The organism is Aeromonas sp. 30P (assembly GCF_051919805.1).
In the GTDB taxonomy this organism is placed as follows: Bacteria; Pseudomonadota; Gammaproteobacteria; order Enterobacterales; family Aeromonadaceae; genus Aeromonas; species Aeromonas veronii.
Genome location: NZ_JBQBEA010000001.1, coordinates 1,333,814 through 1,350,942 on the forward strand (window position 1 = coordinate 1,333,814; position 17,129 = coordinate 1,350,942).

The following is a 17,129-nucleotide window of genomic DNA, read 5'->3' on the forward strand; positions in this document are numbered from 1 at the left end:
GGGGATAAACGGTAGATTGCGCCCCTGTTTTGGTGATGGTTTAGCGACTGTTTGCTGTCTGTTTGAGAGGCCGTCCGGCCTGTGAGGAAACCCGATGAAGCTCTATTTTGTCCTGGTGGCACCAGCCCGCCCCGCCAACGTGGGGGCGGCTGCCCGTGCCATGAAAACCATGGGATTCGATGCCATGCGACTGGTGGCGAGCCGGGTACACGAAGAGGAGGAGGCGAGCTGGGTGGCTCACGGTGCCCAGGAGATCCTGACTCAGGCCGAAGCGTTCGAGACTTTGCCCGAGGCGCTGGCGGACATGGATCTGGTGATTGCCACCACTGCCCGTGAGCGCGGTCGCTACCAGCACTACCTCACGCCGGGGGAGATCCGCGAGCAGATCCGCAGCAAGCCTTCCCTCGGCAAGGTCGCCATCGTCTTTGGCTGTGAGGAGTCGGGGCTATCCAACGAGCAGCTGGCCGAGGTCGACCTCATCAGCTATCTGCCCCTCAAGGTGAGCTACCCGTCCCTCAATCTGGGGCAGGCGATCATGCTCTACGCCTACGAGATGAGTCAGCTGATGGATGAGCTGAACGCCGACGGCGCCGCTGCGGTAGCAGAAAATTTTGATAACGCCGGGCAGGTTCGGGTGCTGAAAAGCAAAACAGCAGAATTGCTTGGTGAACTCGGAGTTTCGCAGGATGAAAAACTGCATCAATGGGTGATGGACCGGGTGCCCATGCTGCCGCAGCGGGATTTGAACATGCTCCACCTGCTCTGCAAAGACCTTGCGCGCAAACTTGGCAAAGAGGTTTAAGTTGACAGCCCATCGCCCGCCGCGGTATTGCTAAAAGCCAGCTTCGTCAACGAGTGTTCGTCATGCAGTTATTCACCAACGTCATCACCACCACCATTATTACCGGTACCACCACAGGTGGCACTGGGGCCGGTTGATGCGCTGACGAACAAGCACAGAAATCAGAAAAGGCCCGTACCCACCCAGTACGGGCCTTTTTGTTGCACTGGTTTTTAGATTGAATTTCATAGATTTACAGGGAGAGAAAGCGATGAGAGTGTTGAAATTTGGCGGGTCTTCACTGGCCGATGCAGAGCGTTTTTTACGGGTGGCCGATATCGCGGTTAACACCCACGGCCAATCTCAGGTAGCCCTGGTGCTCTCTGCACCTGCCAAGGTGACCAATCATCTGGTGGCGCTGGTGGAGCAGACCAGCCGCGGCATGGATGCCAGTTCCACCCTGTTTGAAGTGAACGGCATCTTCTCCCGCCTGCTGGCCGGGTTGAAGGCGGCCTATCCGGCGCTCGATGACAAGGCGCTGCTGGCCCGTCTCACCGCCGAGCTGGATCAGGTGGAGCGGCTGATGCAAGGCATCCGTCTGCTGGGCCTCTGCCCGGACAACGTGCAGGCGCGCATTCTGAGCCGTGGCGAGAACCTCTCCATCGCCTTTATGCACGAGCTGCTGCGGGTGCGCGGTCTGGATCTGGAGCTGATCGTACCGGAAGAGTTGTTGGTGACCGACGGCGGTTATCTGGAAGCCCATGTCGATATCGAAGCGTCCCGCCTGCGTTTTGCCGCCAAGGGGCTGCGTAGCGACTGTCTTTACCTGATGCCGGGCTTTACCGGTGGCAGCGACAAGGGCGAGACCGTGCTGCTGGGTCGCAACGGCTCCGACTACTCCGCCGCCGTCCTAGCCGCCTGTGTCGATGCCGAGTGCTGCGAGATCTGGACTGACGTCGAGGGCTGCTACAGCTGCGATCCGCGTCTGGTGCCGGATGCCTATCTGCTGAAAACTCTCTCCTACAAGGAGGCGATGGAGCTCTCCTACTTCGGCGCCAAGGTGCTGCACCCGAAAACCATCGCGCCGGTGGCCCAGTTCCATATTCCCTGCCTCATCAAGAACAGCTTCAACCCGCAGGGGCCGGGCACCCTGATCGGCCCCGAGAGCGGCGACGATGACCTGAAAGTGAAGGCTATCTCGGATCTCTCCGGCATGTGCATGTTCAACGTCTCCGGTCCCGGCATGAAGGGGATGGTCGGCATGGCCGGTCGCATCTTCTCCGCCGTCTCCCGCGCCGGGGTCAGTATCGTGCTGATCACCCAGTCATCTTCCGAGTACAGCGTCAGCTTCTGTATCCACAGCTACGACCAGGATAAGACTCGCAAGGTGCTGGAGCGCGAGTTCGAGCTGGAATTCAAAAACCAGCTGCTGGAGCCGTTGGATATCATCAGCGATCTGGCGATCATCTCCCTGATCGGTGACGGCATGCGCACCAGCAAAGGGATGGCGGCCCGCTTCTTCACCTCGCTGGCGCAAGCCTCCATCAATATCGTCGCCATTGCGCAGGGGTCGAGCGAGCGCTCCATCTCGGCGGTGGTGCGGGATCGCAAGGTGGCGGAAGCCATCAAGGCGTGCCACCAGAACTTCTTTGGCAGCCAGCAGTTTATCGATCTCTTTGTGGTCGGTGTCGGCGGCGTCGGTGCTGCGCTGGTGGATCAGATTGCCCGCCAGCAACCGGTACTGGCCGAGCAGGGCACTGGCCTTCGCGTGGTCGGCATCGCCAACAGCCGCCAGATGGCGGTTAACAAGGATGGCCTGAACCTCGCCAACTGGCGCGAACAGCTGGCGGAAGCCCGCGACAGTTTCTCGCTGGAAGGGGTGAAAAAGCTGGTGGAAGATAGCCACATCATCAACCCGGTGATCGTCGACTGCACCTCCTCCGAGGCGGTGGCTGTCCAGTATGCCGACTTCCTCGCCGCCGGTTTCCATGTGGTCACCCCGAACAAGAAGGCCAACACCGGCTCGCTCGATTACTACAAGGCGCTGCGCCGCACCGCCCGTCAGACTCGCCGCAAGTTCCTGTACGAGACCAACGTCGGCGCCGGTCTGCCGGTTATCGAGAACCTGCAGAACCTCATCAAGGCCGGTGACAAGCTGCGTGCCTTCGATGGCATCCTGTCCGGTTCCCTCTCCTTTATCTTCGGCAAACTGGACGAGGGGATGGCCTTCTCCGAGGCGACCAAAATCGCCCGCAGCAACGGCTTTACCGAGCCGGATCCCCGCGATGACCTCAACGGCATGGATGTGGCGCGCAAGCTGCTCATTCTGGCTCGTGAGGCTGGCATGGCGCTGGAGCTCTCCGATGTGGAGGTGGAGCAGGCGCTGCCGCCATCTTTTGTAAAAGAGGGTGATGCCAGCGAAGATGTGGAGTCTTTTATGGCCCGCCTGCCCGAAGCCGACGGCTGGTTCCGCGACCAGTTCGCCGCAGCCCAGCGTGAAGGCAAGGTGCTGCGCTATGTAGGCTCCATCGAGGGTGGCAAGTGCAAGGTTGCCATCAAGGCGGTCGGTGCCGACGAGCCGCTGTTCAAGGTCAAAGACGGGGAGAACGCGCTCGCCTTCTTCTCTACCTACTACCAGCCGATCCCGCTGGTGCTGCGTGGCTATGGCGCCGGTACCGAAGTGACTGCGGCGGGCGTCTTTGCCGACGTGCTGCGCACCCAGAACTGGAAGCAGGAGCTATAAGCATGAGTTCAGACATGTACCCCTCTTATATGACGGAAGGCGGCAGTGTCGTTGCCTACGCACCCGCTTCCAGCGCCAACCTGAGCGTGGGATTCGATGTACTGGGGGCGGCGCTCGCCCCCGTTGATGGTTCCCTGCTCGGCGATCGGGTGCAGGTAAAAGCCGCTGACGTGCCTTTTGCGCTGTCCTCTGTGGGCCGCTACGCCCACAAGCTGCCGGACGATCCGAAAAAGAATATTCTCCATGACTGCTGGGTGGCCTATGGCGAGGCGCTGGAGAAGCGCGGCCTTAAACTCAAGCCGCTCGAAATGGTGCTGGAGAAGAACCTGCCGGTGGGCTCGGGTCTGGGTTCCAGCGCCTGCAGCGTGGTGGCGGCCCTTGAGGGGCTCAACGCCTTCCACGGCGAGCCGCTCAATGAGCACGACATGCTGCTGCTGATGGGGGAGATGGAAGGGCGCATCTCCGGCTCCGTTCACTACGACAACGTGGCCCCCTGTTATCTCGGTGGCATGCAGCTGGTGTTGGAAGAGCACGGCGTTATCAGTCAGGGCATTCCGGTGTTCGATCAGTGGTACTGGGTGGTCTGCTACCCTGGCACAGTGGTCTCCACAGCCGCGGCCCGCGCCATTTTGCCGGCCCAATATCGCCGTCAGGATTGCCTCACCTATGGCCGCCGCCTGGCTGCCTTTGTCCACGCCAGCTACACCGGGCAGGAGGCGCTGGCGGCGAGCGTATTGAAAGACGTGATTGCCGAACCCTACCGCGCGGCGCTGATCGAAGGCTTTGCCGAGGTGCGGGCCCAGGCGGCCCAGAACGGGGCGCTGGCCACCGGCATCTCCGGCTCCGGCCCTACCGTGTTTGTGGTGATGAAGGAGCTGGCGCAGGCCGAGCGGATGAAGGATTGGATGGAAGCACATTTTGTGCAGAACGAAGATGGATTTGCCCGGGTCTGCAAACTGGACATGGCCGGGGCACGGGTAACAGGAAGCGAGCTATGAATCTTTACAACATCAAGGACAACAGCGAACAGGTGAGCTTCGCGCAGGCGGTGCGTCAGGGCTTGGGTCGCGAACAGGGGCTCTTCTTCCCCGAACAACTCGAACCGCTCGCCGATGTGGATGCCCTGCTCGATCTGCCGCTGGCCGAACGCTCTGCCCGCATCCTGAGCCACCTGTTGGGGGACGAAGTGCCTGCAGCGAAAGTGAGCGAGCTTATCAATGCCGCCTTCACCTTCCCGGCGCCGCTGGTGAAACTCAAGGATGGCACCTATGCCCTTGAGCTGTTCCACGGCCCGACCCTGGCGTTCAAGGATTTCGGCGGCCGCTTTATGGCCCAGTGCCTCGCAGCCTTTAGAACCAACGACAAGATCACCATCCTCACCGCCACCTCCGGCGATACCGGCGCCGCCGTGGCCCACGCCTTCTACGGGCTGGAGGGGATCGAGGTGGTGATCCTCTATCCCAAGGGCAAGATAAGCCCCTTGCAGGAGAAGCTCTTCTGCACCCTCGGCGGCAATATCCGCACCATCGCCATCGACGGCGACTTCGATGCCTGTCAGGCGCTGGTAAAACAGGCCTTTGACGACGAGGCGCTGAAAAAGGCCATTGGCCTCAACTCCGCCAACTCCATCAATATCAGCCGTCTGTTGGCGCAGGTTTGCTACTACTTCGAAGCGGTGGCCCAGTTGCCCAAAGCCTCCCGCGCCAAGGCGGTGATCAGCGTGCCGTCCGGCAACTTTGGCAACCTCACCGCAGGCTTGATTGCCAAGGCGCTGGGGCTGCCGGTGAAGCGCTTTATCGCCGCCACCAACGCCAACGATACCGTGCCGCGCTACCTGAAAACCGGTCAGTGGGAGCCGCACCAGACAGTGGCAACCCTGTCGAACGCCATGGATGTGAGCCGCCCCAACAACTGGCCACGGGTAGAAGAGCTGTGCCGTCGCAAGGGTTGGGCGCTGGAGACCCTGGGTTCTGGCATGCGTAACGACGCCCAGACTCGCGACGCCCTTAAGTGTTTGCACCAGCAGGATTACCTCTGCGAGCCTCACGGCGCCATTGCTTGGGATCTGCTGGGGGAACAGCTGGCCGAGGACGAAGTGGGGGTGTTCCTCTGCACCGCCCATCCCGCCAAGTTCAAGGAGTCGGTAGACGAGATCCTGCATCTGGATGTACCGCTGCCCGGCCCGCTGGCCAAACACGCCGAGCTGCCGCTCCTCTCCGTTAATTTGCCAGCGGAGTTTGCCCGGTTAAGGGCGTTTTTGGTGGGGTAAGTAGCTGAGCTGAGATAATCGATAGAAATAAAAATCCCCCGGTGACGGGGGATTTTTATTTTATGGATTTGGAAATGATGCTAACTGAAACGATGGTAATGCTATAGGCGAACGGTGTCCTATATTTTTAATGGCATTGTTATTTATAGTGGTTTTTACGGTGTTTCTGGTAAGTTTATCGCAACAGTGAAACTTGAATAAGGAATGTTCTTCTCATTATGACACAACACTTTACTATCTGGGCGAAATTGAACACTCCCTCCAATTAATGCACATAAACGTTTCACATTATATAAACCATACCCTTGGCCTGTGACGGACATTTTGCGTGCACTCTCAGATCTAAACCCTTTATCCCCTAATCGCTCTGTTTCATGTTTGTGAACTGTGGGGCCAATAGATTGAATTATTATTTTAATAATTCCAGAATCTTGTGAGAATACTATATCGACAGTGCCACTATTTGGCGAGTATTTGACTGCATTGGAAATTATCAAGTCCAAAAGCTGCTCTAAATATGGTATGTAAGTTTCAAAGTTAAGCTCTCTCTGATAATTAAGATCGATTTTAATCCCCTTTGTTGCAATTTGATTTTTCATCCTATTTTTAGTTCTAAATATTTTTGACTTTAAGTTTATAAGCCCCGGTGCGCAGTTAGCCTTAGCCTCTTCAATGTCATCTAATGTGCTTAACAAAATCCACCCAGCATAGTCCTGCCATGCATCAACAATACCAAGAAGACTATTATCTAAGCCAGTCAAATCAGATGAGCCTTGACTGTTTTTTTTAATTCTATCAAGGTATTTTTGTGCATTTTGAAGCTCATTTTGAATATCTCTTGATAGATGGCGAAACCTCTCCATCAGTTGACCAGAGTCGATCATTTTGATGCCTCCATTAAGAATGGGCTCATTAGTTTGTAAACTTGAGAGGTTGCAATACCTATTTTTGCAATATCAGCAAGAGATACTATGTTGGTGGAGTTTAGATCTAAGATCCTTTGCCTTGCTTCATCAGCTTTCCACTTGAATTTCAATCGTAACATTTGACTAATCAATACGTCTTCGACAAAATTCCTCCTGATTTTCTCAATATGTTGTTCGCCGACATTTAGATATGAAAGTCTTTCTCTGATAAATTTCCAACGTCGTTGTGGAGTATTGAATATTTTTAATAGCTCATCAAAGTTAAGTAAAAAGTCATCTATTTCCCAATCTTTTGAGAATACCATATCCAATGCATCCTGATGCTTCATTTTTGAGTATATAACACCAGGGTTTCCTGTATACGCTGCAATTACGTGCAGTGGATTTTTCCTTCTGATATCTTCAAGTACCTCAAGTCCTTCTGCTCCAGGGTAAAGTCCTCCCCCTACACCATGAATATCACATATAATGATGTCATATGATGAGAGTTCATATATTTTTAACTTTTGATTTGCTTGAGTAATTGGTTTGGTGTAATCGGGTAGATATGTGACTGAGCAACCTCTAGATTCAATAGCATCTTTCCATGGAAATGCATGGTCATCTATTATAACAACTTTGACCTCGCGAGGCTTCATCAATAAATTATTTAAGTCTAGATTTAGATCCTCGGGGTATATCTTATTAGACTTGAGCTTTGCTTTTGTTTGGCAATAGTAAAATATAATTTTTTTCCACATTTTTCGCCTATTGACCTCTATCAATTGAATTTTCAACAATGTATCACGTATGTTGGGCTAAATATCGTATCCCGTATGTTGGGCTAAATCTCGTAGGTTGGTGCTGAATGTAGAAATCTGGGACACCCACCTTTTTGGGAGGAGCGTAACGTAACCAAAACGCACGCTACCGCCCGTGGATGACAGCTTCCAATATGCTCCATTAACCAGCGAGGGCAGCAGCCCATCACAGTAATAGGCACCGGATGGCTATGATAATCCAATCGAATCCGGCCGCACTAGTCAAAAAGTGACGTAACTATCAGGAATATCTGCGTTTTATGCGCTTGCTCAAGAAATCGCTGTGGATAGGAACCGGATTTCCATGGCCCTTGATTTTATTGGGGTTGGTGGGTGTGGTGGGGAAGAGGGTGGCAGGCTTGCCGCTGAGGAAGGGCTGGTGGGGGAAATCCCGCTTTGCCAATTAGCGCTATAGTGCGGGCGATGGTTGCCCTCTGCTCTGTCTCCCAGCTGGCGAGGCGGGGGATCTGCGGTAACAATCAGCTGTTGCAATCACAGCCATTTGCAACACATCGTCATGCCAATATGACCATGCAAACACATCACCAGATAGAGAGGAGATCTCCCATGAAGCGTACCATCCTGTTCGGCCTGCTCTGCGGCAGCGTGCTGCTGGCCAATCCGGTCTTTGCCAACGACGCAGCCCAGTTGCAGTGCGAGGCGCAGGCTGCCGCCAAAAAGCTTAACGGCGCCGCCAAGACCAGCTTTGTCGGCAAGTGCGTGAAAGATGCCGCGGGTGCTGCGACCGGCGAGTGCGAGAAGGCGGCGGCCGACAAGAAGCTGGCCGGTGCGGCCAAGAACAGCTTTATCCAGAAGTGTGTGAAGACGGGCGCGGCGATGGATCCGGCGGCCAAGTGCGAGAAGGCGGCGGCCGACAAGAAGCTGGCTGGTGCGGCCAAGAACAGCTTTGTCCAGAAGTGCGTGAAGGATAGCGCCGCCAAGTAAGGCATTTTCTCATCCGGTGTGTTTGCGGGGGGCCATCAGGCCCCCTGCGCTTTTTGGGGCGCATTGATGGCGCAACGCACAAGCCTTGTATCGGGGTGGCAATAGCGACACTATTGACTCCTTTTATAGGTTCCGCAGAGGCGCAGCCATGACCAGTCGTGACCGGACGAGGCGTTGGCGAGCCCCATTTCTGCGGGATTACGCGCGATAAGGGAGCAAAGCAGGATGATGGAAGAGATGGAATGGCGCTGGCTCAATGAACCGGCCCAGTGGCACCAGACAGACGACGGTTTGCAGGTAGTCACGGACCAGCAGACCGATTTTTGGCGTAGCACCTGGTATGGCTTCGAGCGCCACAGTGGGCATCTCTATGGCTGCGAGGTGGCGGGGGAGTTTACCTTTCAGGTCTGCGTCGAGGGGGAGTTCACCACCCTCTACGATCAGGCGGGGCTGATGCTGCTGCAAGACGAGACGCACTGGCTGAAAGCGGGGATCGAGTACAACGATGCCCAGCCGATGATCGGCAGCGTGCTGACCAATCCGCGTTCTGACTGGGCCACCGGCATCTTCACCGGCAATCCGCGCCGCTTCTGGCTGCGGCTGACCCGGCTGGCGGACTGCCTGCGTTTGCAATACTCCACCGATGGCAAGGTGTGGCCGCTGCTGCGCCTCGCCCCGTTTCCGCCAAGCGAGCGCTGCTTTATCGGGGTGATGTGCTGCACGCCGGAGCGGCAGGGGTTGGCGGTGCGCTTCTCTGACTTGCGCCTCACGCCGCCCCTTGGTAAGGCGCTCCATGATTTGAGCTAGTTCAGCGGTTTTGCCTGCGACATTGAGCCAATAAAAAAGCGCCCGCAGGCGCTTTTTTCATTTGGCTGGTAGAGCCTCAATTAGCTGATCAGGCTGGCCCACAGGTCATATTCGTCGGATTCGTCGATCCGCACCTTGACCATGTCCCCCGGCTTGAGGCTGGTTTCGCCGTTGAGGTAGACCAGACCGTCGATCTCCGGCGCATCGGCAAAGGATCGGCCAGTGGCCCCCTCTTCGTCCACCTCGTCGATGATGACGGTCATCTCCTGACCCACTTTGCGGGCCAGTTTGCGGATGGATACCTGCTGTTGCAGCTCCATAAAGCGCTGGAAGCGCTCTTCCTGAATCTCTTCCGGTACCGGATCCGGCAGCTCGTTGGCCAGCGCCCCTTCGACCGGGCTGTATTTGAAGCAGCCGACCCGATCCAGCTCCGCCTTGTCGATGAAGTCGAGCAGCATCTGGAAATCTTCCTCGGTCTCGCCCGGGAAGCCGACGATAAAGGTAGAGCGCAGGGTGATCTGCGGGCAGATCTCGCGCCACTTCTGGATCCGCTCCAGGGTGCGCTCGACCGAACCCGGGCGTTTCATCAGTTTGAGGATGCGCGGGCTGGCGTGCTGCAGCGGGATGTCGAGGTAGGGCAGGATCTTGCCATCGCGCATCAGCGGGATGACGTCATCTACGTGCGGGTAGGGGTAGACGTAGTGCAGACGTACCCAGATATCGAGCTTGGCCAGCTCTTCGCACAGGGCGACCATGCTGGTCTTGACCGGCATGCCGTCGTAGAAACCGGTGCGGTGCTTCACATCGACGCCGTAGGCGGAGGTGTCCTGGGAGATCACCAGCAGCTCCTTCACGCCGGCCTCTTTCAGGCGCTTGGCTTCGGCCAGCACGTCGCCGATGGGGCGGCTCACCAGATCCCCGCGCATGGAGGGGATGATGCAGAAGGTGCAGCGGTGGTTGCACCCTTCGGAAATCTTCAGATAGGCGTAGTGGCGCGGGGTCAGCTTGACGCCGTGGGCCGGAACCAGACTGGTGAAGGGGTTGTGCTGCGGCTTCTCCACATATTTGTGGACGTGACCCAGCACCTCTTCATAGGCGTGGGGGCCGGTGATCTCGAGCACCTTGGGGTGGATCTCGCGGATCTGATTCTCTTTGGCACCGAGGCAGCCGGTGACGATCACCTTGCCGTTCTCGGCCAGCGCTTCGCCGATCGCTTCCAGCGACTCTTGCACCGCGCTGTCGATAAAGCCGCAGGTGTTGACGACGACCAGCTCGGCATCGTCATAGCTGGGCACCACATCGTACCCTTCGGTACGCAGCTGGGTCAGGATGCGTTCTGAATCGACCAGGTTTTTGGGGCAACCCAAGCTTACAAAACCAATCCTTGGGTGGTAAGACCTAATAATGTTGGAAGTCGCTTGTTGGACAGGGTAGTCGTCCGATGGTTGAACCCGCGTAGTTGCAGGTGTCAGGCTGTCTGAGCTAGGGTCAAAACGGTTGACGGTCATAGAGGATCGCTGGTCACTAATGCAAAAAAAGATGGCGGATTATACCTGATGAGCAGGAAAGAGGAAGAAGTGAAGTGTGCATTTTTTAACCTGTGATATTAGATTTCAACGCGCGATATTTTGTGTCCTTTCCTGAGAGGTAATGACGATGCGATCATCAACGACAGTGCCCTCGGTCACGAGTTCTGCCTCGAATTCCTTAAGTCAGTGACCAGGTAAACCTCTAAGGTCGCCAACATGCGCATGAGACCAACACTAAGTAGTCTGGCACTGCCGATCTGATTGCTACCGGCATCATGAATCGCAGCTTGCTGCTGATCATCATCTTGGTTATGGCCAACTTCGGAGTCCTCTATTTGCTTGTTGCTTGGCGAGAAAGCCGAGCTGGTCGCTCTGATCTCTAACCTCATTGGCGTGGTGATCGGCGCATTCCTGAACAAGTGCAACAGAGTGATTTCATTTTTCTTTGGCTCATCGAATCAGCAACAGTTTCAGGGGGGATACCGAGGCCATGAACAACTGGTTCCACCACGAGCATCATGTGCGGCGTTGCCGCAGCCACCTCTACACCAACCAGACCATTTGTACCTTCCTGATGCTCAAGGGGATTTTCAACCTAACTCCTCGGGCCAGTCAGGGACAACTCGACTCCCTGTTCGAGTTGATTAATGTGCCGCTGTGCGCACCGGACTACATAGATGGTCGCCCCGGTTTGCCAAGCCCTCAATCGATGAAAATGAGTCAGGTGTAGATTGCAGCCATAGATCCGGATTTCACCGAGGCAACAGCCTCTATCCCTGATGGAATTCGCTGATGGGGACCTCTATCAGCTGTTCGCTCTTACAAAGCCCTGTGTAGTCCACGGGTTTTCCCCATCACGGTCTGACCTGTCTCGCCATCACGTCATGATTGCCTGTGCAATCGCTTGTTCTTATCGGTATCAGTTACTATTAGAGTCGCTACGCAGTTAGTGTCGCGGGACACTTATTGTTTAGGCTACCACGCCATAATTAGCTTCATATTCTCTTTCCTGAGCAAGCAATGCCCAGACTATGCGGGCATTCTTGTTGGCGAGCGCCACGGCGGCAACGATATGATTGCGTCGCCCCATCACCCCGGCGAACCAACTGTTTGCGTGCTGCGCCTTGCGCTCCGCTACCCGGAGTACAGCCCGAGCGCCATGGATCAGCAGGGTGCGCAGATAGCTGTCGCCGCGTTTGCTGATCCCCAGCAATGTTTGCTTGCCACCGCTGGAATGTTGGCGTGGTACCAGTCCCAGCCAGGCTGCCAACTGCCTGCCATTCTTAAAACTTTTTGCGTCTCCGACGGAGGCGATCAAGGCACTCGCGGTGATCGGGCCGATCCCCGGGATCTGCGCCAGCTTCTTGCTGGCGACATTCTCACGATGCCAGCTCTGGAGTTGGACCTCTAGTTCCTGAACCTGCTGGTCGAGCGCCTTGAGATGCTCCCCCAGGCGCTCGAGCAATTGCCGAAATGTCCCTAGCAACTCGTTCTCGTACTCCTCTAGGAGCTCGGGCAGATTGCCAATGTGGGCACTGCCTTTAGGGATGATGATCCCATCTTCTGACAGCAGACCGCGTAGCTGGTTGGCCTGTACGGTCCTCACCTTAACAAAGCCTTGTCGGGTGTGGTGCAGCACCAGGACGGCTAACTGCTCACTACTCTTCGTTGGTATAAACCACATGTTCGGCCGGCTCACCGCTTCGCAGATCGCTTCAGCATCCGCCGCATCGTGCATGTTGGTCTTCACGTCGGTTTAACAAACTGCGGGGCCATCAGTTTAACGGTATGTCCTAGCCCTTGCAGTTTTCTGGCCCAATAGTGGGCGCAGCTACAGGCTTCCATGCCAATCAGACAGGGTGGCAGATTGGCAAAAAGGGGGGTATTTGTACCTGAGCGTAAGACGGAGTACGCAGGAAGCTGGCTTGCGGGGGTCATGGAGCGACGTAACCATAATGTAACGGTAGTGGCACTGGCCAACAAGAATGCACGCATCATCTGGGCATTACTTGCCCATGAGCGCAAGTACGATGCTGATTACGCAGTAGCGGCCTGAGCTCAATAGTCAGCACAAGAAATGTGTTTCATCGCAAGCGTGATAAAGTATCGAATTAACAACCAGCGTTAGAAAGTACCACCGATTGCACGGGCGAGCATGACGTGATGGCGAGGCAGGTCAGACCGTGACTGGCAAAACCCGACAGACACAGGGCACTAATAAGTGCGTTTAGCTGATAGAGGAGCCAGTCAGCGAATTCCATCAGGGATAGAGGCTGTTGCCTCGGTGAAATCCGGATCTATGGCTGCAATCTACACCTGACTCACTTTCATTGATTGAGGGCTTGGCAAACCGGGGCGACACATCTATGTGTCAGCAAGCGAGCACGCTCGGTGACGGTAGCTTATCGACAGCCCCCAAAGGGAAGTATTACCGACCAGGTTATCTACTCGACCGGCCTGAAAGTGTTTGGTGAAGGTGAGTGGAAAGTCAGAAAACACGGCGCCGAGAAGCGGCGAGTCTGGCGTAAGCTGGGACGTGTTTATACGGATGGAGCCTATGACAGCAAGCCAGCCATCAGCTAATCTTGCTCAAATGGGCGACAGCATGTATCCCGCCTCGCAAGAATGCGGGACTCTGGAAAATGGGTACCCAAGAAATGAGGCCGTGCTGGTGATACGCAAGGAAGGGCTGACGTACTGTAAGAAGATATCGGGGTATCACTGTCGCTCACTGGCAGCGACAGCGATGTATCGGTTCAGCAGTTGCAGACGGGGAAAATCAGTCTGCGAAACTACACTGGCTAAGTGGGAGAAGTAATGGTAAAAGTCAGCGCAATAAACAAGCCAAGTACCTTGGGCCTGCCCGTCAGAAAGCCCTGAGTGTAGGGTCACCCGGGGCTGGGGAAGTCATGACTTGCTAGCTGATTTGGACAACAACACCCATCAAAGCTATATTAACAGACAGATAAAAACACAAATGGTTATTTATCTTGTTTGTATTGACTTAAATAATGCGGTCAATGTTTTTTTCATCATTATAACAATTATCCTGTTATTATTACGAGGAAACCAGAATGTTACTTTTGGACTCTAACTCTGGTGATGTATTTTTCAATGAGTCACTTATCGCCAGAATAGGGCTAAGTGAAACATTGATTATGGCTTCATTTATTAACAGGCGAAGTTCTTTAATTCTGAAAGATGAACTGTTAGATATCGGATGGCCCGATAAATTTGTTGCACCAAATTCTTTAGCTGTTGCAATAAAAAACATTAGAAAAATGTTATTGATTACCGCCTGTGATGAACTTTTTATCGAAACTGTTCATCGAAAAGGATACATATTTCATTGTGGTGAGGTACAATGTGGATTTATTGATAATCAACGTAACAAGGTAGATGAAACCAAGTTAGATCTAGGTATATCATTTTATGATAGCAAGCATTCTGCCAATCAACAGCGGTTTAAAAAAAAATGGCCGCTTTTATTATCAACAAATCAGATAAAGAACATGTTTTATTGTCTGTCTTTCATGTTTTTTTTGTTTATATCAATATTGATTTACTCGAGCAAGATCAACGAGGTTTGCTACAATATAAAGAATGCTAGATTATGTGGGATATTCATACTAGATGAAAAAACACGAACCATGCTAAGCGATAGGGTTGGGGAGCAAAGAGGTAGTTTCATTTATGGATACGAAAAAAATTTGGTTGATATTGGATTATATAAAATGGATTAGTATTGTTGTTGTTTTCATATATGCATTGCATCCATTGATAAATGGAATGGGATGTGATTATCATTCTCAAACGGAAGATGAAAAGCAAAGCATTTATACAACATGTAAATTTGGTATTATTAACGCTGTAGGGGTTGATAAAAAAACAAAAAAAACTATACAATATAGTGGGGTATATGGAAAAAGTGGTAACACAATTTTTTTTTACACATATGAAAGGATAGTATTAAATGATGAAGAAAATACAATGATGAATATAATTGCGGCACTTAACAATAGCAACTTCTATATGGCGTATGTTTTTAAAGGGGATGGGTACGACTGGATTTTTATTAAATACCCCTATTACAACATCTATAGGTCTAAAAGGGTTGGAGCTATGGGTTTTTTCTAAAAAACGGCGTTGTTGCCCAAATCAACCATCAAGTCACAACTGCCCCAGCCCCAAGTGACCATTACACTCGGGGCTTTTTGACAGGCAGACCCAGGGTATTGAGTTTGTTTATGGCGCTGACATACGCCATTACCTCTCCCACTTAGCCATTGTAGTTACGCAGACTGACTTTCCTCGCTAACAACTGTTTGAACCGATACATCGCTGGCAGAGACGGCAATGTGTCAATACCGATCGAATTGTGACACACCCTGCCAAAGCAAAAGGGACCCACCCCCTGTTAATGGTTAAGCAGAAGTAATGGCATCTGCTGCTTCTTCAACTGACCACTTTTTAACTTGTCCTTCAGACGGTAACTTTGCCCGCTAATTTGAACTATGTTGGCATGGTGCAGTAAACGCTCCAGCATCGCCGCCGTCAGCGTTTCATCATCCCCAAATGTGCTCGACCACTGTGTAAATGGTAGATTGCTGGTCAATATCAGACTGCCTGACTCGTAACGCCTGGCCTATGTTGGCAATAAACAGTATCGACATTGGCTTTGGTATGCCTGTGATACCAAGAGAAAACGAGTCGTGGCATATACCTTTGGCCCACGTAATTATGAGACTGCCGCCGCTTGCTGAGCCTGCTTTCTCCGTTCTGGATAGGTTTTATCACCAGTGATGATTGGGGAAGCTATGCCAGAGAGGTGCCGAGCGAGATGCATCTGACCGGAAAGATATTCACCCAGCGTATCGAGCGTAACAACCTGACGCTCAGAACACGCATCAAGCGATTGGCTCGCAAAACCATCTGTTTCTCTCGGTCCATTGAACTCCACGAGAAAGTGATTGGTGTCTTTATCGACAGGCACCATTTCAACTGATTGGAGGCATTACCCAGCTATAAATGCATAAGTTAGTGTTCATTAGATTGTTGCTTTCAGAGCGAACGGAGTTTTTTGATTTATCTTAAGTGTATGTTTTCATGGAGGTATTTTATATTTATTAATGAATCATAAATTTATCACATTTTTTTCATGTTTTACATTGTGAATGTAAGTAGTTTTGGCCACATCTGCCATAGCTATCTGATGCCATACATTGTGATAAAGAATAAAATAAGCGTGAAAATTGCCGAATAAATGAAATAAATATACTGTGGTGTTTAATATTATTGTCGCCCACCTATCAATAGATTTAGTCTTTGGAGGTTAATGAATGTGGTGTTTGTATTGTAATACTGGAGAGTTAAAATATCAAGATAGATTGATAGAGCGCCTCAGTTACAGTGAAACAATCGTATTATCTTTGCTCATATCCCAAAATGGACAACTGGTAATAAAAGATACCCTGCTTGATCAAGGCTGGCCAAATAAAATTGTTACACCTAACTCTTTGACCGTTGCGATAAAAAAAATTAGAAAAGCATTGAACTCTATTGATTCTGAAATACATATCGAAACAGTATATCGGCGTGGATACATACTGCATCAAAATAATGACTTTTTGATAATTACAGAGGATGAGTGTCAACACGTTGGTGCCATTGGGACAGATAATGCTTCAAATATAAATGAGCGTGATGCAACAGTTCTGCTGTTACCATCACAGCAAGAGTCTAATATCGCATCTGATATAAAATCGTTGTGCTATGACAATGTTACCAACGATAATTGTCGTGTACAAGTACCACAGAATAGAACATTTATAACCCTTATTAAATGTATAAAATACAATGCTATCTTTTATTATTGCGCGCTGTCATTATCAGCTATATTATCATTTGTTGTTTTTTTTTCGAAAGAGGATATATATTGTATTGCATTAGACAATGCAAGAGCGTGCGGTGTATTCAAGTTGCCTGAATATAAAAAGCAACAAGTTACAACTCTCATTGGTGAACGAACTGGGATTTTCTTGTATGGCTATAATAATAGGCTCGATGATATTGAGGTATATCAAGTGGATAATCTTGATAGTCCTTTCCTTGTATGGCTTACATCCATTCATTAATGGTTCTGGTTGTGACTTTCAATCTCAAGCAATTGGAAAAACATTTGATAGATACACAACATGCCGCTTCGGCATTATTACTGTTATAGAAAAAAATAAGGTCACAGCGCGGAATGTAGCCTATCAGGGTATATATGGTGTGACCGGTCGGAGTTCACTCGTATTTGTATATGACATCACCTATGATGATAAGGA

The 17,129-nt window shown here is 52.1% G+C and carries 12 protein-coding genes and 7 pseudogenes; 13 read left to right on the plus strand and 6 right to left on the minus strand.

Features of this window, described 5'->3' with window-relative positions; translation table 11 throughout:
* Positions 1-94: 94 nt before the first annotated feature.
* From ACTG2B_RS06350 to thrC, 4 genes are all read left to right on the plus strand, one after another.
* Positions 95-802 (plus strand): tRNA/rRNA methyltransferase, encoded by a 708-nt coding sequence (locus tag ACTG2B_RS06350; RefSeq protein WP_216951409.1) that lies wholly within the window; start codon positions 95-97, stop codon positions 800-802.
* A gap of 250 nt (positions 803-1,052) precedes the next feature.
* Positions 1,053-3,524, plus strand: a complete 2,472-nt coding sequence (thrA, locus tag ACTG2B_RS06355) for a bifunctional aspartate kinase/homoserine dehydrogenase I (protein ID WP_439995372.1) — start codon at positions 1,053-1,055, stop codon at positions 3,522-3,524.
* 2 nt (positions 3,525-3,526) lie between these two features.
* The gene (gene thrB / locus ACTG2B_RS06360; protein WP_439995373.1) at positions 3,527-4,522 is read left to right on the plus strand and encodes a homoserine kinase; all 996 of its coding nucleotides are present in this window, start codon (positions 3,527-3,529) and stop codon (positions 4,520-4,522) included.
* A complete protein-coding gene (gene thrC / locus ACTG2B_RS06365; protein WP_439995374.1) occupies positions 4,519-5,793 on the plus strand; it encodes a threonine synthase in 1,275 nt (424 codons plus the stop codon). Before thrB ends, thrC begins: the two co-directional genes overlap by 4 nt.
* A 155-nt stretch (positions 5,794-5,948) precedes the next feature.
* On the opposite strand, the gene ACTG2B_RS06370 is transcribed toward thrC, so the two are convergent.
* Positions 5,949-6,677, minus strand: a complete 729-nt coding sequence (locus ACTG2B_RS06370) for an ATP-binding protein (protein ID WP_080741216.1) — start codon at positions 6,675-6,677, stop codon at positions 5,949-5,951.
* Positions 6,674-7,495, minus strand: a complete 822-nt coding sequence (locus ACTG2B_RS06375; protein WP_439995375.1) for a hypothetical protein — start codon at positions 7,493-7,495, stop codon at positions 6,674-6,676. The genes ACTG2B_RS06370 and ACTG2B_RS06375 overlap by 4 nt, the downstream gene beginning before the upstream one ends.
* A 591-nt stretch (positions 7,496-8,086) precedes the next feature.
* On the opposite strand from ACTG2B_RS06375, the gene ACTG2B_RS06380 reads away from it, so the two are divergent.
* Both ACTG2B_RS06380 and ACTG2B_RS06385 read left to right on the plus strand, forming a co-directional pair.
* The gene (locus ACTG2B_RS06380) at positions 8,087-8,464 is read left to right on the plus strand and encodes a hypothetical protein (protein WP_181363641.1); all 378 of its coding nucleotides are present in this window, start codon (positions 8,087-8,089) and stop codon (positions 8,462-8,464) included.
* A 225-nt stretch (positions 8,465-8,689) separates the two neighbouring features.
* The gene (locus ACTG2B_RS06385; protein WP_439995376.1) at positions 8,690-9,271 is read left to right on the plus strand and encodes a DUF1349 domain-containing protein; all 582 of its coding nucleotides are present in this window, start codon (positions 8,690-8,692) and stop codon (positions 9,269-9,271) included.
* Between the two features lie 80 nt (positions 9,272-9,351).
* Here the strand turns inward: ACTG2B_RS06385 and rimO are convergent, their stop codons facing one another.
* Positions 9,352-10,779, minus strand: coding sequence for a 30S ribosomal protein S12 methylthiotransferase RimO (rimO, locus tag ACTG2B_RS06390; protein WP_439995377.1), 1,428 nt, complete (start codon positions 10,777-10,779; stop codon positions 9,352-9,354).
* Positions 10,780-11,275: 496 nt separating this feature from the next.
* Here rimO and ACTG2B_RS06395 point away from each other — a divergent pair.
* Positions 11,276-11,473 (plus strand): annotated as a pseudogene (locus tag ACTG2B_RS06395) (transposase); the annotation flags it as partial.
* Between the two features lie 297 nt (positions 11,474-11,770).
* Here the strand turns inward: ACTG2B_RS06395 and ACTG2B_RS06400 are convergent.
* Positions 11,771-12,675, minus strand: a pseudogene (locus ACTG2B_RS06400) (IS110 family transposase); the annotation flags it as partial.
* Positions 12,676-12,706: 31 nt separating this feature from the next.
* Here ACTG2B_RS06400 and ACTG2B_RS06405 point away from each other — a divergent pair.
* The 4 genes and pseudogenes from ACTG2B_RS06405 to ACTG2B_RS06420 all read left to right on the plus strand — a co-directional run.
* A pseudogene (locus ACTG2B_RS06405) lies at positions 12,707-12,856 on the plus strand (IS110 family transposase); the annotation flags it as partial.
* A gap of 311 nt (positions 12,857-13,167) precedes the next feature.
* Positions 13,168-13,680: pseudogene (locus ACTG2B_RS06410) on the plus strand (IS5/IS1182 family transposase); the annotation flags it as partial.
* Between the two features lie 194 nt (positions 13,681-13,874).
* Entirely contained in the window at positions 13,875-14,543 is a 669-nt protein-coding gene (locus tag ACTG2B_RS06415) for a winged helix-turn-helix domain-containing protein (protein WP_439995378.1), read from the plus strand.
* On the plus strand, positions 14,494-14,937 hold the full coding sequence (locus ACTG2B_RS06420; protein ID WP_439995379.1) for a hypothetical protein: 444 nt from the start codon (positions 14,494-14,496) through the stop codon (positions 14,935-14,937). Before ACTG2B_RS06415 ends, ACTG2B_RS06420 begins: the two co-directional genes overlap by 50 nt.
* Positions 14,938-14,998: 61 nt before the next feature.
* On the opposite strand, the pseudogene ACTG2B_RS06425 reads toward ACTG2B_RS06420, so the two are convergent.
* Together ACTG2B_RS06425 and ACTG2B_RS06430 are read right to left on the minus strand one after the other, a co-directional pair.
* Positions 14,999-15,142 (minus strand): annotated as a pseudogene (locus ACTG2B_RS06425) (IS5/IS1182 family transposase); the annotation flags it as partial.
* A gap of 75 nt (positions 15,143-15,217) precedes the next feature.
* Positions 15,218-15,445: pseudogene (locus ACTG2B_RS06430) on the minus strand (ATP-binding protein); the annotation flags it as partial.
* On the opposite strand from ACTG2B_RS06430, the pseudogene ACTG2B_RS06435 reads away from it, so the two are divergent.
* Both ACTG2B_RS06435 and ACTG2B_RS06440 read left to right on the plus strand, forming a co-directional pair.
* A pseudogene (locus ACTG2B_RS06435) lies at positions 15,444-15,805 on the plus strand (IS1 family transposase); the annotation flags it as partial. The pseudogenes ACTG2B_RS06430 and ACTG2B_RS06435 sit on opposite strands and share 2 nt — an antisense overlap.
* Before the next feature lie 343 nt (positions 15,806-16,148).
* The gene (locus ACTG2B_RS06440; protein WP_439995380.1) at positions 16,149-16,934 is read left to right on the plus strand and encodes a winged helix-turn-helix domain-containing protein; all 786 of its coding nucleotides are present in this window, start codon (positions 16,149-16,151) and stop codon (positions 16,932-16,934) included.
* The last annotated feature ends 195 nt before the right edge of the window (positions 16,935-17,129 follow it).